The sequence below is a fragment of the Thermococcus thermotolerans genome (assembly GCF_024707485.1).
GTDB classification, from domain to species: domain Archaea; phylum Methanobacteriota_B; class Thermococci; order Thermococcales; family Thermococcaceae; genus Thermococcus; species Thermococcus thermotolerans.
In genome coordinates this window covers 140,013-155,432 of record NZ_CP102602.1, presented here as the reverse complement: position 1 = coordinate 155,432, position 15,420 = coordinate 140,013, and the positions used below count along the sequence as shown (strand labels likewise).

At 52.0% G+C, this 15,420-nt stretch carries 19 protein-coding genes; 5 read left to right on the top strand and 14 right to left on the bottom strand.

All coding sequences use genetic code 11. From position 1 onward, the window contains the following. Positions 1 to 13: 13 nt before the first annotated feature. From NUS69_RS00985 to NUS69_RS00970, 4 genes are all read right to left on the bottom strand, one after another. Positions 14 to 697, bottom strand: coding sequence for a DUF257 domain-containing protein (locus NUS69_RS00985; protein ID WP_258084028.1), 684 nt, complete (start codon positions 695 to 697; stop codon positions 14 to 16). A 1-nt stretch (position 698) separates the two neighbouring features. Then, entirely contained in the window at positions 699 to 1,415 is a 717-nt protein-coding gene (locus NUS69_RS00980; protein WP_258084027.1) for a DUF257 domain-containing protein, read from the bottom strand. 68 nt (positions 1,416 to 1,483) lie between these two features. Then, on the bottom strand, positions 1,484 to 1,813 hold the full coding sequence (locus NUS69_RS00975) for a hypothetical protein (RefSeq protein WP_258084026.1): 330 nt from the start codon (positions 1,811 to 1,813) through the stop codon (positions 1,484 to 1,486). Beyond that, entirely contained in the window at positions 1,810 to 2,631 is an 822-nt protein-coding gene (locus NUS69_RS00970) for a cysteine synthase family protein (protein WP_258084025.1), read from the bottom strand. Before NUS69_RS00970 ends, NUS69_RS00975 begins: the two co-directional genes overlap by 4 nt. Before the next feature lie 253 nt (positions 2,632 to 2,884). Here NUS69_RS00970 and NUS69_RS00965 point away from each other — a divergent pair, with 253 nt between their 5' ends. Further along, the gene (locus NUS69_RS00965; protein ID WP_258084024.1) at positions 2,885 to 3,778 is read left to right on the top strand and encodes a hypothetical protein; all 894 of its coding nucleotides are present in this window, start codon (positions 2,885 to 2,887) and stop codon (positions 3,776 to 3,778) included. A 32-nt stretch (positions 3,779 to 3,810) separates the two neighbouring features. Continuing rightward, positions 3,811 to 4,725, top strand: a complete 915-nt coding sequence (locus tag NUS69_RS00960) for a hypothetical protein (protein WP_258084023.1) — start codon at positions 3,811 to 3,813, stop codon at positions 4,723 to 4,725. A 90-nt stretch (positions 4,726 to 4,815) separates the two neighbouring features. On the opposite strand, the gene NUS69_RS00955 is transcribed toward NUS69_RS00960, so the two are convergent. The 7 genes from NUS69_RS00955 to NUS69_RS00925 are packed head-to-tail and all read right to left on the bottom strand — an operon-like array spanning position 4,816 to position 9,142. After that, entirely contained in the window at positions 4,816 to 5,406 is a 591-nt protein-coding gene (locus tag NUS69_RS00955) for an adenine nucleotide alpha hydrolase family protein (protein WP_258084022.1), read from the bottom strand. A 47-nt stretch (positions 5,407 to 5,453) separates the two neighbouring features. After that, positions 5,454 to 6,098, bottom strand: coding sequence for a nucleotidyltransferase domain-containing protein (locus NUS69_RS00950; RefSeq protein ID WP_258084021.1), 645 nt, complete (start codon positions 6,096 to 6,098; stop codon positions 5,454 to 5,456). After that, a complete protein-coding gene (locus NUS69_RS00945; protein ID WP_258084020.1) occupies positions 6,064 to 6,408 on the bottom strand; it encodes a hypothetical protein in 345 nt (114 codons plus the stop codon). The genes NUS69_RS00950 and NUS69_RS00945 overlap by 35 nt, the downstream gene beginning before the upstream one ends. Before the next feature lie 52 nt (positions 6,409 to 6,460). Continuing rightward, the gene (locus NUS69_RS00940) at positions 6,461 to 7,009 is read right to left on the bottom strand and encodes a DUF998 domain-containing protein (protein ID WP_258084019.1); all 549 of its coding nucleotides are present in this window, start codon (positions 7,007 to 7,009) and stop codon (positions 6,461 to 6,463) included. Between the two features lie 9 nt (positions 7,010 to 7,018). Then, a complete protein-coding gene (gene thiI, locus NUS69_RS00935) occupies positions 7,019 to 8,161 on the bottom strand; it encodes a tRNA uracil 4-sulfurtransferase ThiI (protein WP_258084018.1) in 1,143 nt (380 codons plus the stop codon). Between the two features lie 4 nt (positions 8,162 to 8,165). Then, positions 8,166 to 8,492 carry a hypothetical protein gene (locus NUS69_RS00930; protein ID WP_258084017.1) on the bottom strand — a complete coding sequence of 109 codons (327 nt, stop codon included), beginning with the start codon at positions 8,490 to 8,492 and terminating at the stop codon, positions 8,166 to 8,168. A gap of 41 nt (positions 8,493 to 8,533) precedes the next feature. Further along, positions 8,534 to 9,142 (bottom strand): nitroreductase family protein, encoded by a 609-nt coding sequence (locus tag NUS69_RS00925; protein ID WP_258084016.1) that lies wholly within the window; start codon positions 9,140 to 9,142, stop codon positions 8,534 to 8,536. A 94-nt stretch (positions 9,143 to 9,236) separates the two neighbouring features. Here NUS69_RS00925 and NUS69_RS00920 point away from each other — a divergent pair, with 94 nt between their 5' ends. The 3 genes from NUS69_RS00920 to NUS69_RS00910 all read left to right on the top strand — a co-directional run bounded on the left by NUS69_RS00920 (position 9,237) and on the right by NUS69_RS00910 (position 12,684). Next, positions 9,237 to 9,950 carry a maleate cis-trans isomerase family protein gene (locus tag NUS69_RS00920; RefSeq protein ID WP_258084015.1) on the top strand — a complete coding sequence of 238 codons (714 nt, stop codon included), beginning with the start codon at positions 9,237 to 9,239 and terminating at the stop codon, positions 9,948 to 9,950. Positions 9,951 to 10,040: 90 nt separating this feature from the next. Next, positions 10,041 to 11,411, top strand: coding sequence for an ADP-specific phosphofructokinase (gene pfkC, locus NUS69_RS00915; RefSeq protein WP_258084014.1), 1,371 nt, complete (start codon positions 10,041 to 10,043; stop codon positions 11,409 to 11,411). A 175-nt stretch (positions 11,412 to 11,586) separates the two neighbouring features. Beyond that, positions 11,587 to 12,684, top strand: a complete 1,098-nt coding sequence (locus tag NUS69_RS00910; protein ID WP_258084013.1) for a hypothetical protein — start codon at positions 11,587 to 11,589, stop codon at positions 12,682 to 12,684. Between the two features lie 154 nt (positions 12,685 to 12,838). On the opposite strand, the gene xerA is transcribed toward NUS69_RS00910, so the two are convergent. From xerA to sfsA, 3 genes are read right to left on the bottom strand one after another with little or no spacing between them, the layout of a single operon-like run. Next, entirely contained in the window at positions 12,839 to 13,681 is an 843-nt protein-coding gene (xerA, locus tag NUS69_RS00905) for a site-specific tyrosine recombinase/integron integrase (protein WP_258084012.1), read from the bottom strand. Position 13,682: 1 nt separating this feature from the next. Continuing rightward, positions 13,683 to 14,582 (bottom strand): toprim domain-containing protein, encoded by a 900-nt coding sequence (locus NUS69_RS00900; RefSeq protein WP_258084011.1) that lies wholly within the window; start codon positions 14,580 to 14,582, stop codon positions 13,683 to 13,685. A gap of 42 nt (positions 14,583 to 14,624) precedes the next feature. After that, on the bottom strand, positions 14,625 to 15,341 hold the full coding sequence (sfsA, locus tag NUS69_RS00895; RefSeq protein WP_258084010.1) for a DNA/RNA nuclease SfsA: 717 nt from the start codon (positions 15,339 to 15,341) through the stop codon (positions 14,625 to 14,627). Positions 15,342 to 15,420: the final 79 nt, after the last annotated feature.

Genomic DNA, 15,420 nt, shown 5'->3' with positions numbered 1-15,420 from the left:
CCGGCTACCTTTGTCAGTCGCCTGAAACGGACTGCAGGTATCTAACAAGCTCATCGGCGTCTATCGAGAACCTCTTCCCGCACTTTTTAACGTGGGGAGACTTTGTGACCTCCATAATCAGTCTTGAGTCCTTGAACTCCAGCCGGAAAACTCTCGTAGCCAGTTCCCTTATGTCCTCCAGGGTGCTCTCCTCCAGGAGGTCTCTGTTGACAAAGGTGATCTTTATCCTGTCCTCCGCCCCGAGGGAGGGGGCACCCGTCGTACGCCATACAGTCGACGCAGGGAGGTCTGACCTGACGTTTATCATCTTTTCAATCCCCATCATAACTATCATCTTCAGTCCGGGAATGCTGGCCAGCGCGTCCTCGTATTCCCTGCTCCAGACTGGGGCCGGTTTGAGTATGCTTATCCTCTTGATGACGTTTCCAACGGGGATGGTTCCACCAAACTTAATGACTGGCAGATCCTCAATCCACCCTGCAGGGATTCCCATTATCTCAAGGTGGGCCCGGATCACGTGGAGCTGGTCAAGGACATCGCTGACGACGACCTTCACGCCCTCTCTGACCATCAGGAGGGGCAGAGAAACAGCCAGGTGTATCGGGTCGCGGGAGGTGTACTCCACGACGACCGCTTCGCCGGGTCTGATGTCCCGGATGCTCTCCACGGCCTCGGGCACGCTTCTCTTTGTGACCACTTCACTCACCCCCCAATGTCAGGCGCTTCCGGAGCGCGCATGGGTCGAGCTGAATCTCGGCCCCGTACTCCCCGAAGTATATTGACTTGACGACCCTTATTGTGAGCTTGCCACACTCCACCCTTGTCTCAAGTACGCGGGTTGATATCTCCTCGACTTCCTTTAACCCCCTGCGGGAGACACGCTTCCGGTTTATGAAGACCACGCCCCTGCTGTATGGGTTCCCGACCAGGGGCCTGATGATGCCGGCGAAGAACTCTTCCATTTTGGCTGGATCTCTCTCAAGCATCTGGAGCAGTTCGGATGTTCCAACGACGATCCTAATGAAAGGTGCCTCACCGAACTCCTCATGTATCCTCTTGAGACCCTTCATGAGCTGTCTCTTAAAGACGGCAATCTCAGCCGTCTCCTTCACCCTTGAAAGAACCTTGCCTGTGTCTATCTTTCCCCCCACTTTGAGGACTGGGATCTCATTTAGGGAAGATGTATCGATGCCAGTGAACGTCAGCTGGCTCTTCATGACGTGGAACCCGTCGAGGATATCAACAACAATCACGGGCACGCCCCTGCTCCTCGCATACTCAGTGATTACCTGAAAAAGCAGGTACACAGGCTCTCTGGACGTATATTCCACAAGAACCAGCTCTCCCGGCCGTATCATGTCAGCGTAATCGAACACCAGATCCTCAAGGAATTCTCCCATCTGCAATCCCCCCATAAGAATTTTTTGATATCCGCCCTTAAAACCGTTCCGTTGGCCAAAATAACCGTGAACGTATACCGGGACTAACCTCCCTCTATTTCTGTCTCTTCCTCCTCCACAACGGCCTTGATGTAGCCCAGGATATCATGGATTATGAAGAAGCTTATGGCCACCTCAACGAAGGCCATCAGGTTGCCGGCTATGAGGAAGAGCAGGGAGAAGAAGAACATGACACCCGCGTACACGAGGGCGACCTTAATGGCGGTCTTGTTTTCAATCCCAACGCCGTAGGCAAGACCCATGTTGAATATCGCGAAGGTCAGGTAAACGGGGGAGCTCAGAAAGTAAGCGTAGTAGAGGAGCAGAAAGCCGCTGAGAAAAAGGAGAGAGGAAGCAACCCTAAGCCGTCTCATACCATCCCCAGGTAGCTTTCAAAGACCTCCACGTATTTAAACCCATCGTCCGGGAAGATGAGGACGTAAGTCTTCTCGCCGAGTTCTTCAGCAACCTTCTCATAGCCCTTAACAACGGCACCGGAGCTTAGGCCTATGAGGAGGCCGTCTCTCCTTGCAACGCGGATTGCCCCTTCGATGGCCTCTTTCCTCGTTATCTCCAAGACCCTGTCTATCTCGACCTGGAAGTACCACTTGGGCCTCGTCTCAAGCCTCTTGATGCCGGGTATCTTCTCGCCCTTCGCCGGAACCACACCGATAACCTGCGTCTCATAGCGCTCCTTGAAGTAGCTCGCTATGCCTGCTATGTGTCCGGAAGTTCCGATACCTGCTATGATGACGTCCGGTTTTCTGTCTATGCTCCTCAGCTGTTCCTTTATCTCCCTGGCCGTAAAGCGGTAGTGGGCGTCGAAGTTGTCGTCGTTCTCGAACTGGTTGAGGTTCACGGCTCCTGCCTTCCTGGCCTCCTCCTGGACGTAGCGAACCATGGAGGGGTCTATCGTCTCAAAGTCCGTCATAACTACCTCGGCACCAAGAACCTTGAGGAGAACCTGTGTGGCCTTGGGCGTTGGCTTCGGCAGATAGGCCCTGAACTCAATGCCAAAAACGTTGCTCAAAGCCGCCAGAGAAATCCCGACGTTGCCGGAGGTGGCCTCAAAAAGCTTTTTCGTGCCGTTGATATCCCCGCGCTCCAGGGCCTTCATAAGCATGTTAAAAACGGCCCTGTCCTTTATGCTCCTGCTGAAGGGGTTAAAGAACTCCAGCTTGGCAAAATACATCCCCCCTCTCGGCTGAGAGTCTGACCAGGGGGGTCGGCTTGTACTTCTCGAATAGTTCTAAGGTGTTGTTAAACACGTTCATTTGCCATCACCGAAAACGGGTGAGAAGAGGGCCTTAAAAACTTTCCTAAAACGAACAGTTATGGACAGAATTGGGTAATTAACGGACGTCGACCTTTAATAACTCGAGAACGAAATTTTCATATACAATTTTGAAATAAACATCGTGAGGGGCTAAGGGAGGACACGTACCATGAGATTCAAAAAGATGCTCATTGTGACCTTAATCGTGCTGGTGTTCGCCTTTATTTTTCCAAGAGGACTGATCGTTTCAACGGACGCTCGGGAGATACCCTCCGAGAGCAACCCGCCGAAAGAGGCCTGTCCATTCACAATCCGCACCAGTTACATATTCGAGAACTTTACCTACTTTTTCGAAGTCATCACGAACAACACGACGCTCTTTAATATCTCGCTTAAAGGGATTGGTAAAGGACAAATCTGTACTCCTGAAGGGATACTCCTGTATGCATACTTTACCGAGGATAGTCGATCTTCGTTGGTCTTCCTCGACTATAACCTCAGCGAAAGGTGGAGACGGGAATTTCCAGCGTATCCGCTCAAATACACAAAGGATGGGCTAATTCTCGTGAGCAACCCAACCTTTGGCTCCTCCGGGAGCTCATGCGTTTACGTCATGAACATCACCACCGGGCGGCTCCTAAACTGGCTCTGCCCGGATGTGCTCGGCGGCCATGTCTCGGACGTTAGAATCACCGGTGAGAGAATGTACGTCACCATTGGAGAGCCGAGGAGGCCCCCGCTGGAGACCTATGCATTGATTTACATGAAGGCAGGCGAAAAGGTCCAGAAAGCGGAGATCACCAGCATTCCCGGAGAGGGGGTTGGCATCAGACTCTTAATAGACGCCAACGAGAAGTATGCCGCTGTTGCTTACTTTCTGGCAAACGAGAGGGGAGAGGAGAAGAACGGAATTTGCGTGTTTAGAGTGGAAAACCTGAAGAAAATTGCGTGTAAAGAATTTGATGAGGGTGAGAACCCCGAGAAGGTTAAACTCGAAGGGAACATCGTTTACGTCCAGACCCCATGGGAGGTAAAGGCCTACAGGATATTCAGCCTGTGGTAGTTTAACATGGGGACAGCTACGGGTGACATAACATGATCAAAAAGAAAATGACGGTAACCTTGGTGGCTATCTTCCTGATATTGTTTTATCTTTCTCCCAAAGGAGTACTGCTTCCGACGGATGCGAAGGCAGTAACCTTTGAGAACAGAACCTTAGGAGAAGTGCCCTGTCCATCGGAACTTCAGGTAAAAATGGGACACTACCAACGTGAGCAGGAACACTTTGTAAACTTCACCCTCTATCTAAGCGGCATCCCTAAAGCCAATACAAGCTTGAGAGGGCTCGCCGGGGAATATTTCTGTACAAGGGAGGGAATTCTCATTTATGCGTACAACCCTAAGGATGAGGGAAAGGGTTCGAGGCTGGCTCTCTTTGACTACGGACTAAATCTGAAGTGGCAAAGAGGTACCCCAGGAATTCCTTACGCGATGACGGAGAGGGGACTGATCCTGAAAGCTTCGGCCAATCCATGGAAACTTGGATTCACCGGGGTTCAGCTTTTGGATCTCTCCACCGGAAGACTCCTCCAATGGTTATACCCCTGTTCAGAATCCAACATATCGGACGTTAAAGTAGTGGGAACCAGAATGTACGTCACCGTGAAAGCAACGAGGGGGCCTCCATTGGAAACGTACATTCTAATTTACGTTAACGAGAATGGAAAATACAAAAAGGAAGAAATCACGAGCGTTCTTGGAGAGAGCATTGAATTCAGGCTTCCTTTGGATGCCAATGAGAAGTACGCAGTCGTTGCCTATTTCTTGGCTAACGAGCATGGAGAAGAGAAGAACGGCCTTTGCGTCTTCACAGCGGGGAGCTTAAGAAAACTCGCCTGCAAGGAATTCGGCGACGGGGAGAGACCACTGAAAGTCAAACTCGAAGGAAACATCGTTTACGTTCAGACAACCAAAGGAGTGAAGGCATACAAAATACTCAGCCTGTGGTGACCAGTGGTGTGCCAAGGATGCCTGTATAAGGAACTGCACCTGCATCCTCGATGTAGATCTGAGGGAATCTCATGCGAGGAATGAGATGCTTTAAAGCACACCTTCCCTCACGAGTTTCTCCCTTATCTTCTCGAACTCTCCAAGGGAGCCGCGCACCACCGGATACTTCGGCACGAACGGACAGGGCTCTTCAGGTTTGATGCTTATCTCAAACGTTCCTATCTCCCTGGCTATTCTAACTATCTCCTCCTTGTCAAGGCCTATGAGCGGCCGCAGAATAGGCAGGTCGCTCGCGGTGCTTATGATGAGCAGGTTGTCGAGGGTCTGCGAGGCGACCTGGCCGAGGCTGTCTCCGGTGATTATCGCTTTAGCCCCTATTCGGTGCCCTATCCTACAGGCCTTTCTCAGCATCGTCCACTTGCAGAAGAGGCACGTCCACTTAACCTTTCCAATCTCTGCCAGCTTCGAGAAAACCGGCGCCTGCTCCCCGTAGGCATCTACTATAACCGGCTCGTTCAGCCTTCCGTATCTCTTCAGAACCTCGCAGAGCTCAAAAACCTTGGACTCCTTTTTAGAACTCTGCCTAAAGTGAATCGGAGTCACTTCAAAGCCCTTCCTGAGCATGAGGTAGATGGCCACCGGCGAGTCGATGCCCGAGCTTAGGAGCGCCACTACCTTCATGGTTGGGGAAACGGGGGAGAATATATGAAGCTTTCCTCAACTTAAGGTTAAGGCTTCACGATGCCTTCCTCAATCCTCCAGTCCTTGGATTCATGGAGAGTTCCGAACATCAGGTAGAGTTCATACGGCACCTTCCACATTTTCAGGAATTCTTTGAACATATAAGTAACTTCCACAGGGAGGAGAACAATCCATGGGGCGAGATAGCGTCCCCCTAAGTCCCTCAGCACCCCTGTTTTTCCGTCTCTGCCCCGGAGTGCAAAACTGAACTTGTTCTTCTCGTTTTTTGTCATCCCGCGGACATCGAGGATAAACAACGCATATCCTTCCCCGTTCATCAGCTCATGGAGGGGGCGCCTCCTGATCAGTGAATAACCGGTGATAACTAGACCTGGAACGGCAAGGTAGTTTGGGTCCCATATCTGTTCTAGGTTTATGGCCTTAACGTCTAGTCGCTCATGAGGAAACCCTATGTCAATCAGAATCTCCTTGAACTCAAAGGCGAGTTCAAACCTCTCTGACTCATCTGCTCCTGTGAGAAGTACCATGAAGTCGAAATCGTTTGGGACTTCTTTTCCCTGTGTCACTGAACCATAAAGAACCACGTCAAAGACGTTCCTGTGCCCCTTCCGGAATTCATCAGCAACCCTCTCCAGGTCACTTAACTCTATCGGTAAGCCTGAGAACCTCATTCCTCAGCGCCCCCACCTCGTCCTTCGTCAGCCTCTTCTCATATGCATCCCTGTAGAAATCAAAGAACTTGCTGACGATGCGGTATAAATCCCTGTAGTGGAGTCTCAAAATCGCAAATCGTTCACTGTGATTCTTGGGTTCCAGGTTCAGATCCCTCTTGATGACGTAGTCACATATCCCAACGAGAGCCTTAAAATACAGGATGGACGCGGAGTTATATCTCCCCTTCTTGAAAGCGTCCTCCCCAGTTTCTATATACTCCCATATGTTCTCCTTAAGGTCATCCAGGTTTACCGGCAAGTGTTCCACCTTGTAGCTATTCCTACAGTATAATGATATTTAAACGTTTTCGTAGGAATCCCTACAAATTCCTGAGCTGGAGCATCCCCACGTAGACGAACCATGCTAATATCGTGGCGGCGCCGATAAGCTCGGGAATAGCGAGCCCCTTGAAGACCCTCGCCTTAACGAGATAAAGCATCATGGCGAAGGTAATGACTGCCAGAACGCTCCAGGCATAGCCGGCAGATGTCCCGGAACGACCGAGTTTTATTCCAACGATGGCTATGTCAGCCAGTGCGAGGACGTAGAAGAAGACCGCCGCCGGGGCGTGGGGCGCGTACTCCTCCGGGAAAACCCCCACGAGGAACAGGAGAACCATTGCAAGGGGCATCAGGTAGGACAGACCGTTTCTCAGAGCGCCGATGGCGGCTATGAAACCGAGAACCGCAAAGACCATCAGAAAACCGTTGAAGTAGTAGTTCACCGGGTTCCTTATTGAGCCCATGTCGCTCAGAGCGTTTCCAGTGAAGGAGAACCACGGGTTCCGGCTCACTACCAGCAACAGACCCATCACGAATATCAGAGGCAGTGCGAGAGAGAGGCGCGCGGGAAGCTTAGTGAGATCCATTTTATCACCTCAGCACTCTTTTTTTCTTGGATCCTCTCCAAAAATAGCCCGGTAGAGCTTCCTGAACTCCTCCCAGGAACCTCTTATGACGGGATGCTTGGGAATGAAGGATATTTCGTCCTCCGGAAGGATTGACAGCTCAAACGTGCCTATCTCCTTTGCGATTCTGACTATCTCCTCCTTGTCAAGCCCCACGAGCGGACGGTATATCGGTAAATCGGTCGCCTGGCTGACTATGTACATGTTCTCAAGGGTCTGGCTTGCCACCTGTCCCAGGGAGTCACCCATGACTATTCCCTTCGCCCCAAACTCCCTCGCAATCCTGTCGGCGTTCCTCACCATCATGTACTTGCAGAAGACGCAGGTGTATTTGTCTTTCTTCATCTCGCGCAACTTCTCAATTATTTTCTCGCGGTTCTCGGGTTTAACCACTATCAGCTCGCCCTTTCCGCCGTAGTGATACTTCTTGAGCTGGTTCCATATCCTCCTGACCTTTTCGAGGGTCTTCTCGCCCATGTAGATGTGGACTGGGATGACCTCAACGCCGCGCTTCATCATGAGGAAAGCTGCCACCGGCGAGTCTATGCCTCCGCTGAGGAGCGCCACCACCTTTCCCTGCGTCCCTATCGGCAGGCCTCCCCAGGCACGGATTTTATCAACAAAGACGTAAGCTTTGCCCTCCATCAGCTCGACGCCGACCTCGATGTCGTAGCTGTGTAGATCAACCTCGCTCTCCTCGTTCTCAAGGATGTACTCGCCGACCTTCGCCTGAACCTCGGGGCTCTTAAGGGGGAACTCCTTGGTTATCCTTCTCGCGGTGACCCTGAAGTGTGGCCTCTCAAGGCCCAGCTCTCGCTTCTTCCTTCTGAAGAGCTTCAGTGCAGTCCTGTTGATCTTGTCCAGCTCGGCGTCGATTTCCATCGCAGGGGAAAGCGACACTATGCCGAAGACCCTCCTGAGAACGTCAACGGCCTCTCTCGCTTTATTCGTCTTCACGAGGACTCTTCCATGCTTCGCCTCGACCTTCTTGAAATCGATCCCCTCACTCAACAGGGCCTCGCGGATGTTGTTCATCAGGATGTTCTCGAACCATCTGCGGGTTTGCCTCGACTTCGTTCCTATCTCGCCGTATCTGACTATCACGACGTTCATGCTCTCACCCCAGCGCATGCGGGAACTTGATGACTATCTCCACGTACTTCTGTATGACAACGTAGAGAACCACGGATATCAGGTAGGACGAGAGAAGTATGAGCTCGTTCATCTCAAATATGTGGGCCGCTATGGCCTTGGCCCTCGGCGTAGCGTCCACTATGGCGTGCATGTACTTTCCCTTGAGCCAGTGGTTTGTCTGAATAGCCGCGACCAGAAGGAGAACCCCGACCAGGCCCCACATCTTACCGAGGGCCAGCATCAGGAACAGCGTTGAGGCAACGATTATCCAGCCGCCGATGACGCCCAGCAGTATCACGAACTCTATCATCCTCCCACCGGTTGAAGTTGAGGGGGAGGGAATAAAAACGTTTAGATGAAACGGGTGACTTCTTCGAAGGCCTTTTTCCTTTTCCGGGGCTTGGGCTCAGTACGTGGATATCCCACAGGAATAACCCCAACCAAGTAGTAGTTCTCATCGAGTCCAGCCAGCACTCTAACTTCCTCCTCTATCCCCGGAAAATTAGTAACGCCGATGTAAACCGTCCCGAGGCCGAGCTCCACTGCCTTCAGCATGAGGTTCTGGATCGCCATGGCAGCGCTCTCGACGCTCCATATGAACTCCAAATCGTCGAACTCCTTCCCCCGGAGGAACCTAACGCGCCGGTCAATGAAGACAGCTATATACACGGGGGCCCTGAACATTCCCTCCCTGTATATTCTCTCCCTGAGCTTCTCTATCTTCTCCTCGGGCAGATTCACGGCGCGGTAGTAGGCCTCCATGCCCTTCGCTATAAGGGCGTAAATCTCCTCCCTGGCTTCTTCACTCTTAAAAACGACAAAGAGCCAGTTCTCCAGTCCGCTCGCGGTGGGCGCCCTCACCGCCGCTTCGATGAGCGCCCTGACCTGCTCCTCCGAGACTTCCTTCTCCGAGAAGTATCTTACCGAGGTTCTCTCAAATATCGCATCCCCGAGCTCCACGTTATCACCCCCGAATCTTTCTCACGGTCATTAATCAGCCTTTCCGAAACCAAAGGTTTAAGAGAATTCCGGAGTAGTCCCAAGAGGTGAAAGCATGTACGGATGGAGAGGCAGACTTGGACTTATAGTTCCCTCATCCAACACTACGATGGAGATGGAGCTTCATTCTGCGATTCCCGAGGGAGTCTCACTCCACACCGCGAGGGTTCCGCTTAGGAACGTCACCGAGGAGGAGCTCGTAAAGATGAATACCCTCGCCGTCGAAGCGGCAAGGCTTCTGCGCGATGCTGGCGTTGAGATGATACTCTACGGCTGCACCAGCGGGTCGTTCATCGGGGGAAAGGATTACGAGAAGGAGCTCGAATCCCGGATCGAGGAAGAGGTAAACGTCCCCGTTGTCAGCACCAGCACGGCCGTTGTCGAGGCGCTCAAGATGCTGGACGCCAGGGACATCCTTGTGATCACCCCCTACACGGACGAGATAAATGAACGTGAAAAGGAGTTCCTGGAGGCGAACGAGTTCAACGTGCTCGACACAAGGGGGCTGGGAATAGAGGACAACACTCAGATTGGAAAGCTCGAACCCTACGAGGCCTACCGCCTTGCCAAGGCGAGCTTCATGGACGAGGCCGACGCTGTGTTCATCAGCTGTACCAACCTGAGGACATTCGAGATAATCGAGCCACTCGAAGAAGACCTCGGCATCCCCGTTGTTACGAGCAATCAAGCATCGCTGTGGCTCGCCTTAAGGGAGATGGACGTCATGGAGCGAATTCCCTGGCTTGGAAGGCTTTTCACCGAGTTCTGAGTTCTTAACATTTTTCTGTCTACCCGCTTCCGAAATCCTTTTAAGAATTCATCCGCATTTTCTACAAGTTAGTCACTGAGGGTGATACAAATGAGGCTCCTCGATGAGGCTAGGGGGATTTCAGTATACACGGCCTACAACACGAACGTAGACGCGATAACCTTTCTGAACGGTGAGGTGGTGCAGAGGCTCATAGAGGAGTTCGGGGCCGAAGCTGTCAGAAAACGGATGGACGACTATCCGAGGGAGATAAACGAGCCCCTGGACTTTGTCGCGAGGCTGGTTCATGCCCTCAAGACTGGCAAGCCCATGGCGGTGCCCCTCGTCAACGAGGAGCTTCATGAATGGTTCGATTCCCACTTCAAATACGACGTTGAGAGGATGGGCGGCCAGGCAGGAATCATAGCCAACTTACTCGCGAACCTCGATTTCAGGCGGGTGATAGTCTACACCCCCCACCTCGCGAGGAAACAGGCCGAGATGTTCGTGGACAGGCCTAACCTCCTCTACCCCCGCATCGAGGACGGCAGGTTAACCTTCAAACATCCCCGCGAGGCTTACCGTGAGAACGACCCGATAAAGGTGAACCGCATTTTTGAGTTCCGCGCCGGGACGACGTTCAAGCTCGGGGACGAGACGATAAAGGTTCCCTTCTCGGGCAGGTTCATCGTCTCGGCCCGCTTTGAGAGTATAAGGATTTACACCGAACCCGAGCTGAAGCGGTTCTTACCCGAGATCGGCCTCCAGGTTGATGGGGCAATTCTCTCAGGCTACCAGGGGATAAAGCTCCGCTACTCCGATGGGAAAGATGCCAACCACTACCTCAGGGAGGCCAAAAAGGACATTCTCCTCCTCAAGCGCGAGAAGGACGTTAAGGTTCATCTGGAGTTCGCCTCGATACAGAACCGTGAGCTGAGAAAGAAGGTAATCTATAACCTCTTTCCGCTCGTTGACAGCGTGGGAATGGACGAGGCGGAGATAGCCCACGTCCTCAACGCCCTCGGCTACTCCAAGCTCGCGGAGAGGATATTCACATACAACCGCATAGAGGACACCGTCCTGGGCGGCAAAATCCTCGTTGACGAGATGAACCTGGAGGTGCTCCAGATACACACGATTTACTACATCATGTACATCACCCACTCGGACAACCCGCTGAGCGAGGACGAGCTGAGGAGTAGTCTTGAGCTCGCAACGACCTTAGCCGCGGCGAGGGCTTCCCTCGGGGACATAAAGAGCCCTGAGGACGTAAAAGTCGGCATGAAGGTCCCGTACAACGAGTACGGCGAGTTCGTGAAGCTCCGCTTTGAAGAGGCCAAGAGACGCTTGAGGACGAGGGAGTACAAGGTCGTCATAATCCCGACGAGGCTCGTCAAAAACCCCGTCTCGACGGTTGGCTTGGGCGATACCATTTCGGCCGGAGCCTTCACGAGCTATTTGGCGATGCTGAAGAAAAAATAGCATTTTAGCATTTATCTAATAATGCTATACTATGAACAGTAACCCTTAAATAATATAACGAAGTATAACATTAATGGTGGTATCATGAGAAAGAAGGTGCTTACTATTTTGATAGTGGGTTTAGTTTTTTTTTGGATTTTTCGTAAGAGCCAGCATCCAGGAACCACCAGCAATAGTGGCTATTGAGGTTCAAAACTCTACAGGAGCGAAGATTTTTGTAAAGGCGCTGTATCCAGAAGGATTCAGAGAGATCAAGCCTACGGCAATAAAGGGGGAGACACTGTATCTCGATTTATCAGAGCTAAAGCGGGCATGGAAGGATAACGCGAAAAAACATGGCTATGGGGTTGAACCGTTTATTGTAATTACAATTGTGAAAGATGGCAAAGTTGCCGTTCAGGGAATTTCACTGAAGGGAGACAGCCGCTACCAAAAAATAACAATCCTTCCAAACTATAAACCCCTTAAGACTACTAAAGAAGTTTCTTCAGAGAGCGCTTCCAGTGGGAATATTCAACCAATGGACAGCTATTGGGAGGTCTTGGAAGAATACAGGGAAGAAACTATACCTGCCGTTGTTGCAGAAGTTCTAAACGCAGACTACAGCTGGGGCCAGATGACGTATAGTTACATGGCTAATGCGCACGTTGGATTTGGGGTTTATATATTCGTCAACAGTGAATGGTCCCGAACTGGAACTCACTACACCTACAATGTAAACGGGGGAAGCATATCTCATGCTGCGTTTGACCGTGGTGAGGATGTGTATATTTGGATGGACTTCACATACAGGTACGAAAGATGGAAAATACACATAGACGGCCAGAATTTTTACGAGGAATATGTTTTCGTGAAAAGTTTTGATCCGACTTCGCTCTCTTGGGCCAACTATAAACCATCCAACGTAAAGCCGGCACCCATAAACTCGTGGGATTTTGAAGGCAGATATTACTCAAGCACTTACACATATCCATACTACAGATTTTCATTAGGAGACCTCACTACAGATGCATTCTCAATTGATGTTTTAGGTTTTATTTCAATACTGTCTTCGGCTGGAGTAATCTCACCATCAGCAGCCGCAGCAGCAAGTGCTTCAGACATGTTCATTGATGTGAACTATGAATACAGCAATACTCAGGCATTCACTTGCACTTTAGATGTATATGGCGATACTGGGAGATATCACAGAATTTGGAAAGGGCAATCCGAAACAACTGTGAACAACATAAATACAGTGCCCGTTGTTGGGTTTTACATTTCCCAGGGATGATTTCTACATTTCAGTCTTTCTTTTGACATTTTTACGTCAATTACAAACCTCTGGTCTTGATACGTGTGATATAGCAAAACTGCATACTTGCCTTTTGGTACGGTATGACGTACCAAATCTTTATAAACTTCGGTACAGCACAGCGTACCACCTTCTACTCCACCAGCCCCTCTATGAGCCTCGCCTTCTCCTGGGCCTTTCTTAGGTGCTCGACGGTGACTTTGGTGTATATCTGCGTTGTTGAGAGGTTGGAATGGCCGAGCAGTTCCTGAATGGCCCTTATGTCGACACCGTTTTCGAGCATGTGAGTCGCGAAGCTGTGGCGGAGCATGTGTGGCGTGACCCTGATGCCGGCCTTCTGCCCGTATTTCCTGAGGAGATACCAGACGGTCTTGGGCGATATCCTGTCCTTTTCTCTGCGCCCTTCCTCAACTATGAGGTACTCGCTGGAGTCCGTTCTCGTCTCAAGGTAGGAATTTATAGCCTCCATTAGAAAGCTCGGAACCGGAACGACCCTGTCCTTTGCACCCTTGCCCCCGCGGACGATTATGAGTGAGCGCTCGAAGTCCACGTCACTTTTTTTCAGGTTGCACAGCTCGCTTACCCTAAGGCCCGCTCCGTAGAGCAGGAGAAATATCAGCCTGTCGCGCTGTCTCGTTGGAGGTATCACGGAGAGCAACTTCCTGACCTCCTCGCGGGTTAGAGCCTTCGGCAGACTCCTGGGAACCTTCGGAGGCTTGAGCTTCTCGGCCTCCTCCTCAGCACCCTCAAAACGAAAGTAGGAGCGAAGTGCCTGAACGACCAGATTCAGGCTCCTGTTGGAGTAGCCCTCCTTTCTAAGCCTCGCGAGAAAACGGAGGGCGGAGCGGGAGTTGAGCTTTCCGCCCCACTCAAGGTATCTGCGCACATAGTAGGAGTACATCCTAATCGTGTTCGGGCTCTTTCCTTCAAGGTCAAGGTACGTCTCGTACTCTTCCAGGGTCTCGTTGAAGTCCATATCACAGCCCCTTCAGGAGTCCCTCGATGTCGTCGGGCTTTACCTCGGCGTTCTCAACGACCTCCGGCCCGCTCCGGGGTTCGGGCTCCAGGGGCTTCGGCGGTTCTTCGGCCGGAGGCTTGGGCGGCTTGGGAGGCTCCTCTTTTATTGTCATGCTGAGGTAAACCGTCCTGAGGAGTTCGTCCACGAGACCCTTGTCCTCGGCAAAGATGTAGCCCTGTCCCACTATCACCCTGCCCGCCAGGCCGAGCTTCTCGACGGCCTTTCCGATGTACGCCTCATCGGGAACCGGCTCCGCCGGGAAGAGCGACTTCCAGGCCTCGTCAATGCGGTATATGTTCTTGGAGCTCTCCAGGAGTGCCTTAAGGCCTTCGTTCTCCTCCCTGAGCTTTTCGTTTTCTTCTTTCAGCTCCTCATAGGCCTTTGCTACCGCCTCGTACTCCTCCTTGAGCTTTCTGTACTCCTCACTAAGGCTGTCATAGCGGCCCTTGAGGTCGAGTAGCTGGTTCCTGAGCGCCATGTATTCCGGAAGTATCTGGAGGCTCTTGAGGCCTGCCCTTACGAGAGTGTTCTTGAGCTCCTTTCTGACGAGCTCAACGTCAACGTGCTCCAGATCGTGGCCGAGGGGGAGCTTCATCCTTTCAACGTGGCCGACCATTTCACCGAGCTCGCTGAAGAGCCTCTCCGCCAGGTCTCTGCCAACCCTGTCGGCATCGGTAGCTATGATGAGGAGGTCTGCACCGGCCGCGGCGCTCTTCGCTATCTCAACGTTCGTTGTCGGGATTATGGAGGAGATCGTTATGTTGTATTCGCTCCCCAAAGCGAGACCCTGAAGGGCTTTGCTTACGACCTCCACGTCGCTCGCACCTTCAACCAGGATTCTAACATCGACAATGGCCATTTTTATCACCTCAACCTCCCTGTAGTTTTTGTAATCATGTGCTTAAAAATCCTCCCCAAGTTCGATTTCAAGGCTCGGCCTATCGAGGACGACCCTTCCATCAGGCAGGAGGGATAGACTGAGCGCGTGGATTTTAACGCCCGCCTTTTTGGCCTCTCTAAGGAGCCTCGCTATCTCGGGGTCGCCCCTCTCGTAGGGCATGAACTTTTCAACGCCCGGCATCGCGCCGATGAAGAAGATCATGGCCCTCTTTCCGGCTTTCGAGAGCTCTATCAGCTCCATGATGTGCCTCCGCCCCCTTACACTGGGGCAGTCAGGATACATGGCGTACTCACCCTTATTCCCCCCGCGCAGGACGGCGCTCTTCATCTCGGCGTAGATTTCTCCACCTGGGCACTCGAAGAGGTAATCCAAGCGGGACTTCCCAACGGTTACTTCCCTCCTCTTTATCCTGCAGTCCCTGAGCCAGGGAACCAGACCGAGCTCGACTGCCCTCTCGAAGGCTTTAGCCTGGGTTCTCGTGTCTATCACCGCCCCTCTCTTGTTCAAATCCTCGAAGGCAACGAGAACGAAGTCAGTCTTCCCGCCGCTCTTGGGCGTACAGAATGCCTTCCTTCCCGGGACCATAAACTCCTCCAAGCGGCCGGTGTTGGTCACCAAGGCTTTCCTCTCCTCACCTTCAACCTCAACCAGCGCCACGAAGCGGTTGAGCCTTTTGAGGAATGTGCAGGGCACGGTCTCAAGTCTGAGCAACTCCATGTGGGGGAATTCGTCCGAGGGCTAAAAAGCCTTTGGGCAACACCTAAAACCTTAAATATCCCAGCCATGACCATTTAGA